General features: G+C 63.6%; 19 protein-coding genes and 3 pseudogenes. 4 read left to right on the forward strand and 18 right to left on the reverse strand.

The features are described from left to right. Positions 1-129 precede the first annotated feature (129 nt). From NMG80_RS02400 to NMG80_RS02445, 10 genes are all read right to left on the reverse strand, one after another. Positions 130-492 (reverse strand): VanZ family protein, encoded by a 363-nt coding sequence (locus NMG80_RS02400; RefSeq protein WP_254016662.1) that lies wholly within the window; start codon positions 490-492, stop codon positions 130-132. 242 nt (positions 493-734) lie between these two features. Next, complete coding sequence (locus NMG80_RS02405; RefSeq protein WP_254016663.1) at positions 735-1,829, reverse strand: phage tail protein; 1,095 nt, start codon at positions 1,827-1,829, stop codon at positions 735-737. A gap of 142 nt (positions 1,830-1,971) precedes the next feature. Further along, positions 1,972-2,727, reverse strand: a complete 756-nt coding sequence (locus tag NMG80_RS02410; RefSeq protein WP_254016664.1) for a phage tail protein — start codon at positions 2,725-2,727, stop codon at positions 1,972-1,974. Beyond that, a complete protein-coding gene (locus tag NMG80_RS02415; RefSeq protein ID WP_254016665.1) occupies positions 2,727-2,864 on the reverse strand; it encodes a hypothetical protein in 138 nt (45 codons plus the stop codon). The genes NMG80_RS02410 and NMG80_RS02415 overlap by 1 nt, the downstream gene beginning before the upstream one ends. Next, positions 2,861-3,175 (reverse strand): phage connector family protein, encoded by a 315-nt coding sequence (locus NMG80_RS02420; RefSeq protein ID WP_254016666.1) that lies wholly within the window; start codon positions 3,173-3,175, stop codon positions 2,861-2,863. The genes NMG80_RS02415 and NMG80_RS02420 overlap by 4 nt, the downstream gene beginning before the upstream one ends. After that, the gene (locus NMG80_RS02425) at positions 3,112-3,327 is read right to left on the reverse strand and encodes a phage connector family protein (RefSeq protein WP_254016667.1); all 216 of its coding nucleotides are present in this window, start codon (positions 3,325-3,327) and stop codon (positions 3,112-3,114) included. Before NMG80_RS02425 ends, NMG80_RS02420 begins: the two co-directional genes overlap by 64 nt. A 316-nt stretch (positions 3,328-3,643) precedes the next feature. Next, positions 3,644-3,889, reverse strand: a complete 246-nt coding sequence (locus NMG80_RS02430) for a hypothetical protein (RefSeq protein WP_254016668.1) — start codon at positions 3,887-3,889, stop codon at positions 3,644-3,646. A gap of 190 nt (positions 3,890-4,079) precedes the next feature. Next, on the reverse strand, positions 4,080-4,427 hold the full coding sequence (locus tag NMG80_RS02435; RefSeq protein WP_254016669.1) for a hypothetical protein: 348 nt from the start codon (positions 4,425-4,427) through the stop codon (positions 4,080-4,082). Positions 4,428-4,438: 11 nt separating this feature from the next. Next, positions 4,439-5,068 (reverse strand): hypothetical protein, encoded by a 630-nt coding sequence (locus NMG80_RS02440; protein WP_254016670.1) that lies wholly within the window; start codon positions 5,066-5,068, stop codon positions 4,439-4,441. Between the two features lie 409 nt (positions 5,069-5,477). After that, on the reverse strand, positions 5,478-6,281 hold the full coding sequence (locus NMG80_RS02445; protein WP_254016671.1) for a hypothetical protein: 804 nt from the start codon (positions 6,279-6,281) through the stop codon (positions 5,478-5,480). Positions 6,282-6,606: 325 nt separating this feature from the next. On the opposite strand from NMG80_RS02445, the gene NMG80_RS02450 reads away from it, so the two are divergent. After that, positions 6,607-6,921: a YMGG-like glycine zipper-containing protein gene (locus NMG80_RS02450; RefSeq protein ID WP_095490674.1), complete on the forward strand. Its 315-nt coding sequence runs from the start codon at positions 6,607-6,609 to the stop codon at positions 6,919-6,921. A 151-nt stretch (positions 6,922-7,072) separates the two neighbouring features. Further along, positions 7,073-7,437, forward strand: a pseudogene (locus tag NMG80_RS02455) (endonuclease domain-containing protein). A gap of 198 nt (positions 7,438-7,635) precedes the next feature. Here NMG80_RS02455 and NMG80_RS02460 read toward each other — a convergent pair. Continuing rightward, on the reverse strand, positions 7,636-7,959 hold the full coding sequence (locus NMG80_RS02460) for a Bbp19 family protein (protein WP_254016672.1): 324 nt from the start codon (positions 7,957-7,959) through the stop codon (positions 7,636-7,638). After that, a complete protein-coding gene (locus NMG80_RS02465; protein WP_254016673.1) occupies positions 7,956-9,683 on the reverse strand; it encodes a portal protein in 1,728 nt (575 codons plus the stop codon). The genes NMG80_RS02460 and NMG80_RS02465 overlap by 4 nt, the downstream gene beginning before the upstream one ends. Before the next feature lie 126 nt (positions 9,684-9,809). Between NMG80_RS02465 and NMG80_RS02470 the strand changes: the two genes are divergently transcribed. Next, positions 9,810-10,427 carry a methyltransferase domain-containing protein gene (locus NMG80_RS02470; RefSeq protein WP_254016674.1) on the forward strand — a complete coding sequence of 206 codons (618 nt, stop codon included), beginning with the start codon at positions 9,810-9,812 and terminating at the stop codon, positions 10,425-10,427. Between the two features lie 1,062 nt (positions 10,428-11,489). Here the strand turns inward: NMG80_RS02470 and NMG80_RS02475 are convergent. The 4 genes and pseudogenes from NMG80_RS02475 to NMG80_RS02490 form a co-directional block, all read right to left on the reverse strand. Next, positions 11,490-12,164, reverse strand: a pseudogene (locus tag NMG80_RS02475) (phage terminase large subunit family protein); the annotation flags it as partial. Between the two features lie 335 nt (positions 12,165-12,499). Then, positions 12,500-13,130: pseudogene (locus tag NMG80_RS02480) on the reverse strand (terminase large subunit domain-containing protein); the annotation flags it as partial. After that, positions 13,090-13,524: a hypothetical protein gene (locus NMG80_RS02485; RefSeq protein WP_254016675.1), complete on the reverse strand. Its 435-nt coding sequence runs from the start codon at positions 13,522-13,524 to the stop codon at positions 13,090-13,092. The pseudogene NMG80_RS02480 and the gene NMG80_RS02485, both read right to left, overlap by 41 nt. A 125-nt stretch (positions 13,525-13,649) precedes the next feature. Beyond that, the gene (locus NMG80_RS02490) at positions 13,650-13,967 is read right to left on the reverse strand and encodes a hypothetical protein (RefSeq protein ID WP_254016676.1); all 318 of its coding nucleotides are present in this window, start codon (positions 13,965-13,967) and stop codon (positions 13,650-13,652) included. Positions 13,968-14,428: 461 nt separating this feature from the next. Here NMG80_RS02490 and NMG80_RS02495 point away from each other — a divergent pair, with 461 nt between their 5' ends. Next, complete coding sequence (locus NMG80_RS02495) at positions 14,429-14,734, forward strand: hypothetical protein (RefSeq protein ID WP_023803842.1); 306 nt, start codon at positions 14,429-14,431, stop codon at positions 14,732-14,734. Positions 14,735-14,769: 35 nt separating this feature from the next. Here the strand turns inward: NMG80_RS02495 and NMG80_RS02500 are convergent, their stop codons facing one another. Together NMG80_RS02500 and NMG80_RS02505 are read right to left on the reverse strand one after the other, a co-directional pair. Then, positions 14,770-14,922, reverse strand: a complete 153-nt coding sequence (locus NMG80_RS02500; protein ID WP_254016677.1) for a hypothetical protein — start codon at positions 14,920-14,922, stop codon at positions 14,770-14,772. An 8-nt stretch (positions 14,923-14,930) separates the two neighbouring features. Then, positions 14,931-15,368, reverse strand: a complete 438-nt coding sequence (locus tag NMG80_RS02505) for a DoxX family protein (protein WP_254016678.1) — start codon at positions 15,366-15,368, stop codon at positions 14,931-14,933. Positions 15,369-15,568: the final 200 nt, after the last annotated feature.

The raw sequence follows: 15,568 nt of genomic DNA on the forward strand, positions 1-15,568 counted from the left end.
GATCCCAGGGTCTCCGCGACGGAGCTTCGCTCTTGCTTCGCCCAGGGGTGACGAAGGGAGGGGTGGTTCGGCTAATCTCCCGTGCTGGCGATTTGCCACGCCTTGAGAGAAACCCGAAAAAGCTGCGACCTATGGCAATCCGCCGACGCGCCTGCCAACGCGCCTGCTTGTCCCGGCGATTGTCAGTCCCAACGCTATGCCGGCGCAGTCGGCAACCCAGTCGAACCCGTCCAGATCACGCCCGATCAGTTGCGCGCCCTGAAGAACCTCGATTGCCGCGCCGGTAAAGGCGAGGACAAAAATCAGCCTTGTCCTGTGTTCCGGCCAGCCGAGGCTGCCCAACGCCGCGAGCACGGCAAATGCGATGGCGTGCTCCAGCTTGTCGTCGTAAAGCGTGACGGCGGTGCCGAGATCCGGCAAGAACCGCGCCGGCAGAAGCGTGAGCAGGAGAACGCCGGCCAACGTGACCAGGAAGACGATCCTTGCCATCATCGGAAAAGAGCCTGTGCGCAACAAGATGGGTCAGTCCTTGATCTGAAAAGGTTGCATGAGACCGCTCTGCTTGTATGGATGCGATAAGTCAACATCGTGACCACAATCAGACCGCCGGCCGCCAGAAACTAATCGCCAGAAACTAAACCATTGTCGCGCGCCCATCGACTGCTCGCATCGCCGCGCTGGCCTGTCGGATGAACGCCTGCCTTTCGTCAAGCGTAAGGTCCGCGAGGCGGGCGTCAGCCGGCACAGCACCCAGAATTTCGGCAGCGCGTTTCGGGTCCTGCGCGATCATCGCCTGGGCGAGCGCCTTTGCCGTGTTGCTGCGCCGCTGCCCTCGGCGAGCGCTGGTGCATGGCGCACTGGCTGATCGAGCAGCTGCGCCAGCAATTGTTCGACGCCGATGCCGCACCACCGGGCAAGGAAACCGCCCCAGCGGCCACGGTGAGGTCATGATTGATGCCCCATACTGAACCTGAGAACGTTCCGGCGATGCGATGCCGGTGCATGCCGCGGACTTCCTGCGAGGGCTGGTGGGTGTAGCCGCCAAGCTCGCCATTATCCAGCGGGAACCACAGCAGCGGGTCGGGATCGGTCTGGAACGCCAGTTCGACGACGCCCTGCTTCGGGATGTGCTCGGAAACCTGGCCGACATCCTCCGAGGTGAATTTGCCAGTCGGGCTCTGGGTCAGTTCGGCGATCGATTTGCGCGACCTTGTGACGAACAGGAACGATTGCCCGGCGTCGACCGGGCGCAGCGGCGCGCAGCCAAAGGTGCGCGAGCGGCGGTTTTTGAACGATGACGGCGTAAGCGCTTCATCGATGCCCGAGCCGGACAGCGCCCGGATGCCGCCCAGCGTGATCAGCGCCCCGTCGGATTCGGCAATCCAGGTGATATCGTTGGCCTGGCCACCACCGGCCTGGACGAATTCCAGCGCGTCGTCGTCCTTCTCGCCGGTGGCGAAATTGTCGAAATCACCGGTTGCCGAGGCATAGACGGAGAATTTTCGGCTGAAGGCCAGGCGCTCCTCGTACAGCGAACCAGATTGAACATATTTGCCGGGAACGAAGGTGCCGAGGCGCCAGCGGGCGATCGGGCTGAGATTTGGCAGCGCATGCCCATACAGCCGGACTTTGACCACCGTCGCGCTGCTGCGGCTGGTGATGCGCGCCCAGCGCCAGACAGCATCCGAGCCGAGCAAACGAATGGTCCGGCCGACATCGCTGGTCTGGAAGCCGGTGCCGTCATTGATGCCGACGATCGAGGACGCCGTGAGATCAAACGGCGTCATTGTGTCGCCGTCTTCATGCCAGCCCATTTCGGCGATATCCATGTTGGTATCGTCTTCAGACGCAGTGATATTCAGCCGGTAGGACTGGTAGGCTGTCTCATTCTGGAATTCATAAAATCGCACTTCGCTGCGTGACCAGCCGGTTTCCGCTATCCGGCTGTCAAGCGAGATCCAGTTGGTGCCGTCAAAACCCCTGGAAATCCCAGGCCACAGGCGCCTTGGTGCCGCCAGTGGAGTTCACCCGAATCCAGTAGGCATCGCAAACTTTGGTCGACGCGCCGGCGAAATCATACGAAACGAACGCGGTTGTCACGCCAGAGGTGAGGTTTGTTCCGTTGTCACGGTCGAACACGTGCCATGCGGTGCCAGCGGTTGCCGCGGCGGTCCCGGTTGGCAGCGTATCGCTGGTCATTTGGGGATGAACAGCGCCGCTCTCGGCAGGCGTCAGCGTGGTCGCGCTTGTGTTGATGTCGTCATAGGGGCCGTCGAGAAAGACGAACTCGGCCAGCGTCCAGGTGGTGTGCGCCGTGCGGGTGAGAACCTGCGGCAGGTAGTTTTTGTGAGTGATCCACATCTGGTCGGCGGACTGGACGAATTGCAGGTCGAACAGATCGGCTTCGAGATAGGGGGTGACCACTTCCACCGAGCCGACGCGGGCGCCATAGGCATGGACGCGGATGTAGAGATCGCCGAATTCAAGCATGTAGGCCTGATCTGCCGAGAAGATGAACGGGATGCCGCGCGTCTTCTTCGACGAATCCTTGACCTCCGCGCAAAAGTACGACCCGCCGCGCTTGCGGATACCGCCATGCGGCAAGGTGACGAAGTTTTCGCACCGGGAGAGTGCCGCGCGGTAAAGGTCGAGCGAGGCGCGCGCGTGCAATCGCGGACTGATCTCGCCACGGACGAAGGTGTCCTGGATAGGATAAAGCGTCGGCATCAGGCGCGCCAGTAGCGGTTGTCGCCGCGCTGCACGGCCCAGGACGACGTTGAAAACCTGCCGCCACGCTGGATGGTGTTGGCGTGGAACGCCGCGTCCAGCGCCCGGTCATAGGCACCGCGGGCGATGTCGATCATGCCCGCCTTGTGGTCAGCGGATGCGCGATCTTGGCGGCAAGCGCTGCAACCAGCACTTCGGAGAACGTCGCGTCCCAGTCGTTCGGATCGGTGAGGTTGGCGACGTAGCGGATGATCAGCGGCCCCGACCGGTCGCAATAGATCAGCCCGGCTTCCTGGCGCCACGAGATCGGCACGCCATCCGGCTCGCCATTGTGGGTCAGCGGCAAAACCCGCAGGCAGTCCACGGGCAATTCATAGGCAAAGTTCAGCGTGCCCGCGCCACTGCCGATATCGGACCCGGCGACGGCGGCCGCCAGGATTGCGAACACCAGGCATGTTTCGTCAGCTCCGCCTCGCGCGTCAGGTCGAAATGCAGGTTGAGCAGGCGAGCCGGTTTGACATCCTGATCAAGGCTGTCGATCGGCGCCTCGTCAAGGACGCCAAGCGCCATGTTGGCGATGTCGAGCGGGATGATGTCCATGGTTTTAGGCCTCCGTCTGTGTGGATCGGGAAAAGCAGGGCATGCCCCACGGCAAAAAGCGCTCTGGGTGGGTGGGATTGTGGGAAAGGTCGCGTTCCGTCGCGCCCCCTCTGTCCTGCCGCTCCGCTTAGTCCTGCAATGTTGAAGGTTGGCGAAAACAGCGGTGACAGCCAATCTCCCCCCAAGTGGGGGAGATGTCCGGCAGGACAGAGGGGGGCGCGACGGAACGCGACCGAAAGAAAACTGGTGGCGTGCGCCACCTGAATCTGCAGTTTCACAATATCGCCGCGCGACGCGGCGATGACATCCTGCGGCGTCAGCCCAACTGTGCGCTCGTCGGCCGCCCTGTGCCGCGCGACTTGGCAACAGCGACTGCCGGCAACCTTCCGGCGCCTCTCGCCATCGCCAAGCCCCTGTCCCGGGCTTCCCCAAGACTTGTCGTGTAGTAGGCGGTGTTTTCCAGACCGCTGAAGAAGTTTATGCGGTGAACTTCGCCCTTTTTGCTAATGACAATGCCCGCTTTTCGGAGCACGTCCTGAACTGCCTTGTATGTCATATCCATGGTTACCTCCCTTGCCACGATAAGGCAGCATCGTCCTCTTGTGTAACAGTTTGGTGGCGGCGATCGACCAACGTGCAACAACAACAATGCGGCCAGACGCTCTCATTCCACTTTGGCGCAGCACGGCGTGTTCACCACATTGTCCGAATCCAGGAGGGCGGGAGTTCTTTACCCCGCCCCTTCCGGTCTCTCAGGCTTCGGTCGTCTTCAGCGCAATGAACGTCATGTGCTTGACGCTCGACGCCGTGCGGTCCCAGTTCGCCGCCAGCGCCAGCTCGGCGTCGGTGGCGAATTCGCCGGCCGTCGACGCGTCGAGGAAGCGGGTGCCGGGCACGCGCGGAACGAAGTGGCGACGGGCGACCATTTCGGTGACGCCGCCGCCATGGCCCTGGCGCGGCTTGCGGTCGAACTCCAGCGGGCCGCCTTCGGTATTGACCGGCAGCTCGTTCCACAGGATCGCCTTGTCCTTGAACATGAATGCCGTGTAGACGCCCGCGGCGACCGGGATGTCGTCGTCGATGACGGCCCGCAGCCCCATATAGTAGGGGATCAGCGCCCGCCCTGCTCGGACGGCGGCACATAGTCGATGAGGTCGGCGAGCTTCAACGCCTTCATCTGCTTGGAGTGCATCCAGATCGTCTTGAACTTGTCGGCGCGGTCGCCCATCAGATAGGCAGCCTCGATGATGTCGGTGTCGACGATGGAGGCGCCGGTGACGCGCACCAGATCGCCGGCATCATTGGCGAGGTTGTCGGCCACCACGCCCTTCAGGATGCCGAGCAGCGTCAGCTTGTTGGCACGCTGCCAGTAGTCGGTCTGGCGCCGCACGATCAGCTTCTGCGGGTCGTCGCCGGCCAGGATCGAGGTCAGGTCCGGAATGCCCCAGGCCTGGGCGCCGACATTGCGGGCGGCGACCTCGCGGCGCGCGCCGATCTTCTTCATCTCGATCGAGTCGGCCGGATCGTCATTGACCGGCTCGGACGGATCGTTGCCGAGATCCTTCCAGCCGGGCATGTCGACGGAACGCCCGCCCATGGAGAGCTTCGAGGCGATGGCCGGGTCGGAAAACAGGATTCCGGCCTGATAGATCTCGAGCGACTGGACGTGCTCCTCGAACGAGTATTGGGCGTAGACCGACGGAACGATCGCGTCCGCGATACGGGTATAGGCGTCTGCCATTTTGTCTTTCCTTCAGGAGTTGATGGGCGGAGAAGGTGTGTTGAGATTCAGGTCAGGCCGAGCCGGAGTCGAAGACGGGCGCGCAGCGACCAAACAGATGGCTTTCGAGAATCGGAGCGGAGCGGACATTAGAGCGCTGCGCGTCCAATTGGACGCGCAAAGGACGCTCTAACACTTTGCATTTGCGCATGATCCTTTCCGGGAAACCGAAATCGGTTTCCCGGGGTCATGCGCTGGTCCGTGAGCACCGGAAGCGCAGAAAGCCGTCGTTTGCAGGCCGGCATCACCTGAATATCGACACAGCTTTAGAGGGGGTTGTTCGGTATCCAGAGATCGGGGTTTTCGCCGGCCTCGCGTGCCAGCCGCCGGGCGCGGACGGGGTCGCTTCTGACGATGGCCGAGATATCGGTCAGGTTGCGTTCGCCGGCGGCGTTGCGCTTGAACGGATTGCCTCCGCTCGAAGCCGCGCCGCCGTCGATTGTGTCTTCCCTGAACATCGCCTCGCCAATGGCCTGGAACGCCTTGCGATCTGCGGATCGGTCAAGGCGCCGTCAGGCAGGAGGATGCCCTTCGCCTTGTAGGCATCGACCAGGCCGAGCTTCTTCATCGCCCGGTTGGCGACCTCCAATCTCCTACGAAAGCCGTCGCTGTCGGTCGGTCCCCAATCCCGGAGCAGGTCGTCGTGAGTGGCCTCGACCGAACGGGCAAGAGCGATCTGCTGCGCCTTGGCCTGTTCGGCCATGTAGCCGACGAAGCGGTCGTGATAGGCCTGCGCCACCTTCGGCGTGGCGCCGGCCTCGACGGCCCACGCCTTGGACGCGTTGGCGAGCTCGTCCGAATAGCCGAAGCCTTCGGGAAGCCCGTCGGGGCGCCTGTACTCGACCTTGTCTGGCGATGTCAGCGGGCGCATCGCCTCAGGCAGCCGGGCATGGAACCTGTCCCAGTCTTCCGCAGCTGCGTCCGCTGCGGGAATGCGCAGGCTTTCGCCCTGCTGCCGTTCCAGCTCCGCATAGGAGGTGAGAACCCGGTCGAGGCTTTCAGGCTCGGTCCAGCCCTTGGTTTCAGCGAGCTTGCGGTTGCCTTCGGAAAGACCGTCAAACCAGCTGTTGCCGGCCGGTGGGGCGGACCCGTTGTCCCCGGCGGCCGGTGGCCCTGCAAGGTTGCCCGCCGGTGGTGACGCCACCACGGACCCGGCGTCTGCCAGATCTGTCATGAGAAGATTCCTTCTTGTTGTTTGCAAATGGAAACGAGCGCTGGCCAGTTCAGCCAGGCGTATTATTGGATTGTTGAGGGGTCGGCTGGACCCGACGGAATCGTTGCGGCCGCAGCCTGATTCTTTTCGACAGAGCCTGACCCTATCGCCTTGTTTGAGTACGATCTTTCAGAGTCGGAGGCACTCGCCGTCAAGACGAAAGAAACCATGTCGCATTTCGTGACGAGCGGTTGCCGCTGTTCCGCCGCAATGCGACCGCACTTGGCAAACACTTGGCAAAACCAGCCAGTGTATTAGTTCATAGGCTTCAACGGAGTATCAGACGATGACCATGTACAAAGCCATTGCCGCCCTGCTTGTGACTGCCGCGCTGGCAGGATGTGCACAGACCGAAGGCCAGCAAAGAGCCACTACTGGCGCCCTGGTCGGCGGCGCTGGCGGCGCTCTCGTCGGTCAGGCCCTGGGCCGCGACACCAAGAGCACGGTTATCGGCGCAGCCAGCGGCGCCCTGCTGGGGGCGGTCGTCGGCAGCGCAACGACGCCGCAGCGGCGCGGCGAACAGCTTTGCCGCTATCAGGACCGCTACGGCCGCATCTACACCGCACCTTGCGACGACCGCTACTACCGCGGCGATTATTGAGCGATAGCGCGGCGCTGGTCGTTCCAGGGAACACCGACGCCGGCTCCTTTCTTGTTGGCGATTGGCGAAATCAGCGGCGACGGCCGATCTCCCCCCAAGTGGGGGAGATGTCCGTAGAGCGCCACCCTCAATAACGACCGAGCATTGACCGATGCCTCACACGCCACTGCCTCCGCAAATCGCGCAAATGCCAAATCGATGCGCAAAGCGATGACCGACGCTGAATTGAAGCTCTGGAATGAGCTTCGCGCACATCGGCTGATGGGGCTTGGATTCCGGAGACAATTTCCGATCGCCGGTTACATCGTCGACTTCGCTTGCCCGTAGAGAAAGCTCGTCGTCGAAGTCGATGGTTCGCAGCATGCCGACGCCAATGCAGGCGATGAGGCGAGGACAAAGCGTCTGGAACGGGGTGGCTGGACCATCCTGCGCTTCTGGAACGACGACGTCATTCGCGACATCGACAATGTCTGCCAGCACATCGTCATCGAGGCGGGGCTCGCCGGTGCGACTTGATACGCCGGCGGGACAGCGCCCCCTCTGTCCTGCCGGACATCTCCCCCACAAGGGGGGAGATTGGCAGGTCCGCCGACAGCGCCTCTTTTCGAGGTAGGCGATTGGGCGAAATCAAAAGATGACAGCCAATCTCCCCCCAAGTGGGGGAGATGGCCGGCAGGCCAGAGGGGGGCGCTTCGCGCCTTCGCGCCTTCACCCCTACCTCCCCTCCAATCTCGCCGCCTTCTCCAGCGCCGCCAGTTGCGCTTCGTCCAATGTCAAAAACCCCATGATGTGCTGCACCACTTCGGCGCGCGCGTTGCTCAGCGCGCTGTGCAGCTCGAAGCCGTTCGGCGTCCTGGTCTTGGCCAGCCACTCGCCATAGGACGGGCGGCGGTAATAGCCGGTCGCCGCCGCCAGGTCGGCCAGCACCATCTCGCCGTCCTGGCCTGAGAACACCCTGAGATAGGCCCTGGTCAGCGCATCCTGCGCCTTGGCCGGGCCGCCGGCCTGGCGCGAATGGGCGAAGCGTTTGCCGCTCATGCGCGGCCGCCCTCGCCGCCCTGCGGCATCAGCCCGCTGAGACTGTCGAGCAGGCCGCTGTCGCGCGCCTGAACCGCCGCCGGCACGGCATCCCTGGCAACCTTGCCGGCGGTGGCGATCGCCGCCATGCCGGCCTGCGCTTGTTGAGCCCTGGCTCTGGCGTCGCCAATATCAGCCACTTCGTCGTGGCGGCGAAAAATGCGTTGCGGGCTGCGGCCGGCGCTCTGCACGATCTTGAGCGCCTCGTCGCCGTCGATATTGTCCATCACGCCAGGGTCGAACTGCGCCATCTGCATGGCCGTGGTCACCACCTGGATGGTGTCGCGCGCCTCGGCCGAGCGGCGCAGCACGTCGAGCGGGCCGGTGAAGGTCGGCCGCACCGCCTTGCCGGCGAGGCTCGCCGGCGGCAGGAATCGGCTGTCTTCCTCGTACAATCCTTTGTCCTCGAGGATACCGAGCTCGCGGTCGAGATTGGAGGCAAAACCGGCCTGGATGATCGAGCCGGAGGGCCCGAGCAGCGCGCCCTTCTCCTCCTGCCGGATCAAGGCTTCGGTCGCCGTCATCTGCGGGTTCTGCACCAGCGTCTGGAACAGGTTGACGAACATCATGTCGCGGATCTCCTCGGCCCGGCTTTCCGCGTAGTTGAACGCATGGGTCGGGTTCTGGCCCACAGCGGTCGGCGCAATCAGCGGTCGGCCATTGTCGTCGATCAAGCCGGGATAATTTTCGCCGGGATTAAGCACCGGCACATAGTCGAGCCGCGCCTTCGACGCGGTCGCCGGATCGGTGATCTGCTGCAGCGCCCTGAGGCCGGAGCGGCGCACGGCGTTTTCCTCGCGCACCGTGGTCAGCGCCTCGATGGTCGGCGAGATGCCATACGGGTCGCCCTCATAGCGGCGCCAGTTGAAGCACGACACGGGGAAGGAGCGGAAACCGCTCTCCCTGACGATGACCTCCTCGTCCTCGACGACGTGATAAGAGGCGAACGCCGTGTCGAGATAATCATAAGTCCCGGCCAGATTGTACATCTTGCGCTCGTCGCGCGGCTGGATGCACTGGATCAGCGAAATTTTAGTCTCGCACTTGGCCGGGTCGTCGACCAGCATTTTGATCCGCGCCGGCAGCTTGTCATAGCCGAGCAGCTGCGCCGCCTGCCGTGCCGTGCGCTCATAGCGGCGGTGGAAAATGTCGACCTGGCCCCAGCGGTTGCGGCAGAGGTAGCCCTCGACCACCGGGATCGAGGCATAGCGGATCAGCGTGCCGCCAAAGCCCTCCTCGGCGTAGAGATAGGCCGGGCCGTAGCGCACGACGTTGCGCAGGCAGGCCTGCGTCGCCGGCACGAAATTCGAATTGGCCGAATAGCGCAGCGCAAACAGGAAATCGCGAAGCGCCTCCGCCCATTCCTTCTCCTCGTCGGTCTCCTCGTCATTCATGGCGGCGGTCGACAGCCCGTGCCATTTCTCCGACTGCGGAATGATCAGGCTTTCCAGCCCCGCAGCCAGCCGGTTGGCGGCCGAGTTGATGGTGTTGGCGTAGACACGGGCGCCGCGCCGCTCCTGCCGCTCGGCCTGTGGTTCCGCGCCCCGGCGCCCACTCCAGACATCGGGCGCGTCGGGGTCGCAGAATTCCGACACCGCCTCCCAGACAGCCTCATACTGGCTGCGCTCGCTCTCCAGTTCCGCCTGTCGCGACAGGATATCGTGGGCACGGGAATCGCTCGCCATGGCATTTCTTTCTTCGGTGGCATCAGCTTGTTCGAAGCCCAGATATTGCCAAGGCCAGGTCGAATTTTGTTCGCTTTTGCCATATTCAAGGGGGCGCGGCGGCGACTCAAGGAGATCGATTTGACAATGACGGAAAGCCTACCCGGCGCCCTGAAGAGGCGAAGCAAGCAGGTTGCAAAACGGCTGCTCGGCTACGATTCCCGCAATTGGCTGCGCATCAGGCAGATCGAGGCGTTCACCGCGTTTCTTGAGGTCGACGGCCGCAAATCCTCTGACGTGATCGAGATCTCGCCCGGCTGGAACCGCCACTGGAAGACGATGTGCTCCAACTATACATCGGTCGATTTCCCCGAATTCGACATCTGCAAGGACCGCACCGACCGGCAGTATTCCGTCGTCATCGCCGACCAGGTGCTGGAGCATGTGCAGCGCCCGCTTGCCGCGGCACAGAATATCCACGCCATGACCCGGCCGGGCGGCTGGGCGATGGTGGCGACGCCGTTCCTGTTCAGGGTGCATGCCAGGCCGCACGACTACAACCGCTGGACCCCCGCCGGCCTGAAGCAGCTGCTGGTCGAAGGCGGCTTCCCGGAATCCGAGATAGAAGTGTTCAGCTGGGGCAACAGAGCCTGCGCAAAGGCCCATATCGGCGGGCCGGTGCGCTCCTACGGCCTATGGCGCGACCTCAGCAACGACGAGGAATATCCGCTGATGGTCTGGGCGTTCGCGCGCAAGCCGGGGTGAGGGCGCTGAAGAGCCTTGCCTTCTCCCCTTCTTGTGGGAGAAGGTGGCTGCGCGAAGCGAGGTCGGAAGAGGGGTGTTCCAGCTTGGCATACCGCAAAAATCCACTGCCTCATTTCTTCCAGCACCCCTCATCCGTCTCGGCGCTAAAGCGCCGATCCACCTTCTCCCACAACAAGAAGGGGAGAAGGGGTGCTCTTCACCCTCGCCGCTTCACCAATTTCGCATGCCGGCGCCAATACCACCGGCCAGCACGCGCCTACGACGCGTGCCCTTCATCGCACCCATCATCACACCCCCAGCAGCACGCGACGCTGGCCGGTGAGGTCGCTCGGCGACAAATCGGTCTTGACCGTTCCCGCGGTGCCCTGGCGCTGCTCCAGCTCAGCCCTGAGTGCGGCTTCTCGCGCCTGCACGTCCTTGTCGGCAATGGTCGGTGTCGGTGGCAGCGGCTTCAGCGCCGGCGGCTTTTGAAATAGGCACATGGTTCCAGCTTTCTCTTGTCCAGTCATAGAGAAAAAAATCCTCGCCGTTTTTGCCGTAGCCCGGCAGGCGGCAGCGCTGCGTGGCGCCAAGCCGGGCCAGCCAGCGCAGCGCCAATTCATCGGTGGCCAGCGCCCGCGCCTCGACCCGCCAGGCGCCGTGCGCGGCAACCTGCGGACCGAGCACGGCGTGAAAGAACGCCGTGATACCAGGCACGCAGCGCTTCATGCGGCGTGTGCCCCAGCTCCAGGCGATCCATAAGCCGCCGCGCTGTTCGGCGGCGCCAAAGCCGGCCTCCGGATTGCCGTCCAGCTCGGCAACATACGCAAAACCCTGCAGCGCCGTCAGCGCCAGCAGCGCCGGCGACCATTCGTCGAACTGGCAGTCGATCTCGGCCCGGTCTTCGGGCCGCAGATTGGCGGCGATGTAGCTGAGGTCGCGCAGCGTAGCGCTGACAATGCGAACGGTCATCGGCGGGCCAAGGGGGCCAGGGGACGCGGTCCCCTCACCGGAAAGCCCCAGCGGATCACTCTGCCCCGCCGACCGTTTGCGCCCTGTCTTGAACTCAGCCGGGTCGACCATCGCTTCCCTCAGCATCATCACGCCATAGCGTGTCGCCGCCATCAGATCGTCGCGCAGTTTTACCACCTGGCCGTCTTTGCGGTGGTAGAGCCGAAACTCCTCGAACCAGGGCAGAAGCGTCGAGAATACCTTGAAGCGGCCGCTCTGCATGCGGTCGAGCATCTCCATCAGCCCGGCCTCGACCGACACCGAACCGTCGGCGAACTGCGCATGGCTGGAAAGCATGTTCAGCCCATGCGCGCCATATTGCCGGGCAAGTGCCACGCCCGCACCTTCCAGCGTCTCGCGGCGGCCGTCGCGCGGCCATGCCCAGGGCAGCCATTCGCCCCACGGTTTTAGGGTCAGCGCCTGCATGGCGGGCGTCTGCTGCGAGGCGCGGCAGGCTTTTGCGACATAGACGACGTCGGCTTCCGTATCCCAGGCGAGCTCGACAGCAGCGGAAGGGTGATCCCAGCCGAAATCCAGCGCCCCGAGCCGCGGCCAGTAGCGCGGCAGCCGGAACGGCTCGCAGGCGACCAATTCCTCCGCCACCGGAAAGATGCGGCCGGAGCCGAGCACCGGAATGCCTTTTGCCCGCGCCTCGCGCTCATGCGCGGGATAGGCCGATATGATCGCGGCGCGCTGCTGCGGCGTGTAGTGCTCGGCATCGTCGATGGTCATGAAGGTGACGTGGCGGGTCATATCTTCGCCCTCGCAGCTTGAATCATGTTGGGAGGCGCCGGACGTATGGTGTTGTTTGGCCAAGGACTTTTTGGATGGCGGGACAGCGCCCCCCTCTGTCCTGCCGGACATCTCCCCCACGAGGGGGGAGATTGGTTGTCGCATTGGCTTTCGCCAATCTCCAACGATTGTAGGCAATCGGGACGCGGAAGCTGCCAATCTCCCCCCAAGTGGGGGAGATATCCGGCAGGACAGAGGGGGGCGCGAAGGAACGCAACGGGTGAGCGGAAGCGAAAGCTTCCTTCCCAAAAACCAGCTCACCTCCCCATTCCCTCCACCTCCTCCGCCGACAAAAACAACAACACCACATCTGACATGCCGAGCAGCGGCGTAAAAGTGACGATGGTGATGCCGCCTGTCGCGTTGGTGCGGGTCAGGCCTTCGGAATAGATGTCGAGCGGCGGCTCCTCGTCGAACCAGACACCACGCAGCGTCTCGCCCTGCCACTTCTCGCGGCCTTTTTCATAGCTCTTGAACGACAGCACCGATTCATCGGCCTGCACATCGCCACCGCCGCCATGGCGCACCACCACGCTGTCCAGCCCATGCGGCGCGCCGCGCCCCATGATGAGAATAGCGTCGGCCGGGATCATGCCGGTGCCCCACGCCGCCGGCTGCTGCGGCGGGCCGATCAGGATGCGCTGCGGGTTGTCGCGCGTGCCCTCGGCGGTGACGCCGGGCGCCCAGCCGCACGGCCGTGTCGAAAACCTTGCCTTGCCACCACGCAGGATAGCGGCCGGTGAGATGCATCGCCCATTCAGCACCGCCGGCTCTTGTCTTGCCGAGCTGATTGCCGGCCATGAACAGGCGTTCTCGGTTGATAGCACCGGCCGCATGGAACTCGGCCTGTCGCGGGTAAGGCCGGTAGGCGGCAAGCTGGTTAGCGCGGCGCCTGCGGTCCAATTCCCTGAGCAGGCTCAGATACTCGGTCTTCGCCGTCGAGGCCTGGTTTTGCGAGGCCCGGTTTTGCGGAGCCTGGTCTTGCGAGGCCCGCGACGCCAGACTTTTCGAGAAATGGCCGCAGGACGGCTTCGAGGCCGCGGATGCGCTGCCTGATTTCGTCATCGCTCAGTGCTTCCAGATTGTTGATGTTGAGATGCAGATCCTTGGGCAGCACCGACAGCACGATCTTCAGATACTGATCGGGCTTTTCGGTGCGAACCTCGGCGATCACACTGGCGCCATGCGCCCGGAAATCGGCGCGGATGGCTTCCAGGAAACCATCGGCAAGCGCTTTTTTCGCTCGCTTCGGCCGGCCGGAAGGCCTGGGTTTGGTCGCATCAGCCGGTTCGTCGTCGAAAGGATCGTCAGTCATGCCCTACCCCGCCGTCCCGGCCGACATCGCCGGCTTCGCTGTTTTCTTGGCCGCTTTCTTGGCCGGGCGCGCAGGTTTCTTGCGCGCCCGCTTGCCGGGCTTTGCCTTTGGCTTCCGCGCCCGCCTTACCGCATCGAGCCTTGCCGCATCGGCTTTGCCGCCGCGCTGCCGGATTTGCCGGACACAACTTTGCCGGCGCCTGACGCGGTTTTGAGCGCCGCCCGGACGATAATAACCGCACCGGCGCTGACGCCTATTTGCGCAAACCCGAAGCCGTCGGCAGCATCGACCGGGCCGCCGCGGACCATGCCGATCCGCACACCGGCCGCGACCGGCTCGAAGTGGCCATGGCGCACATCGGGCGCGCCCTCGAATTCGCCAATGGCACTGACGACCTCGCGGCCGTCATCGTCGCTGATGATGGTGGCGTAACGCTTGGACATGGCGGTCTCTGGTAGGTGGAGTATTCGTTACGGGAAGCGCCGCGTTCCTTGGCGCCCCCTCTGGCCTGCCGGCCATCTCCCCCACTTGGGGGGAGATTGATGTCGCATTGGCTTTCGCCAATCTCCAACAGTTGGAGGCGGGCGATGCGCCGAAGCTGCCGATCTCCCCCCAAGTGGGGGAGATGTCCGGCAGGACAGAGGGGGTACTGTCCCGCCGACATTTGATATCGGCAACACAGGCACAAACGTTCGAGAAGGCTAAAAACAAAAAACCCGCCTCGGCGGGCGGGTCGTTGGCGCAAATCAGCACCATGACTATATTCCTAGCATAGCTGCCGTCACAAAGCAAGCGAAATCTTGCGGGTCGGCCTAAAATTCGGCGGCCCGCCGCGATATGATGCAGCTGTCCGGATCGGAACCGGCGTTCGCGCGTTTGCAATTTTGCCAATGGGAGCAAAGCCATGAATGTCGCCAATCTGCAACTCGAGGGCCTGCTGATGGCCGTCGCATCGATCAATCAGGTCCTTGTCCGCAAGGGCGTGCTGACGGTCGAGGAGATAGACATCGCCTTGCGCAAGGCCGAAGCCAGCGAGACCAGCGAAGAGCGCTCCGAAGGCATGTCGGCCTCGAGCCGCGATGCCGTCAACTTCCCGATCCGGCTGCTGGAACTGGCGAACCAGTGTCAGCCGGAAGCGGACATGCCGTCATTCTCCAAACTGGCGCGCATGGTCGGCCAGATGAAGGAACCCTACAACGACCAGATGTGAGGCGGCGAACAGAATTGACGCGCCGAGGCGCCAGTCTAGCGGCCCTGCATGATCCTGATGACCTTGCTGTTGTCGGCGGTGGGCGAACGCAGCTTCACATAATCGGCGTAGGTCAGCCTGCCATTGGCAAGGGCATTGCTGATACGGCTGCAGAAGGCTGTCTCGTACTCCGTGCTTTGCGACCGCAACTCCCGGATCAGGATCTGGCGAATGCGCGGTTCAGCGTCAGCGCGCGGCCCGGCCCATGCACGGCGGCAAACAGCAGCCCGGCCAGGAAGGTAAAGTGATCGACGAAGAAGCCGAACTCGGCCTGATTGCCGGCCCAGTGCGACGGGCCGTGGAAGGCAAAGGCAAGGAACAGCACATAGGCGGCGGCGACAAGGGCGGCCTGCGAGAAGAAGGCGCCGGTCAGGAAGCACAGCACGAGGACGACCTCGAGCAGGGCCGCGCTCCAGGCCAGAAACAGCGGGAACGGAAATCCGGCGGCGGCGATGTAGCTCGCGGTGGCGCCCATGTCGATGAACTTGAAGGTCACCGCCATCAGGAAGACGGCCGCGAAGATCAGCCGGCCAATGAGAATTGCTGCGGTCTGCCGCGGCGTTTGAACAGGTGATTGAGCGGATTCCAACGACATGGTGTCCTCCAGGCTTGCGACGGGTTTCGCCCCAAGGACGATACACCAGCCGCAAACCCGACATCAGGTTGGAAATAGTTCTGTCTGGAGGAGTGGCACGCGGCCAGGTATTGCAGGATTTTGGAGCCACGCAGCGATCCCTTCGCGCCCCCCTCTGTCCTGCCGGACATCTCCCCCACTTGGGGGGTGCCCCTACCCTA

The organism is Mesorhizobium escarrei (assembly GCF_935825525.1).
Taxonomy (GTDB): Bacteria; Pseudomonadota; Alphaproteobacteria; order Rhizobiales; family Rhizobiaceae; genus Mesorhizobium; species Mesorhizobium escarrei.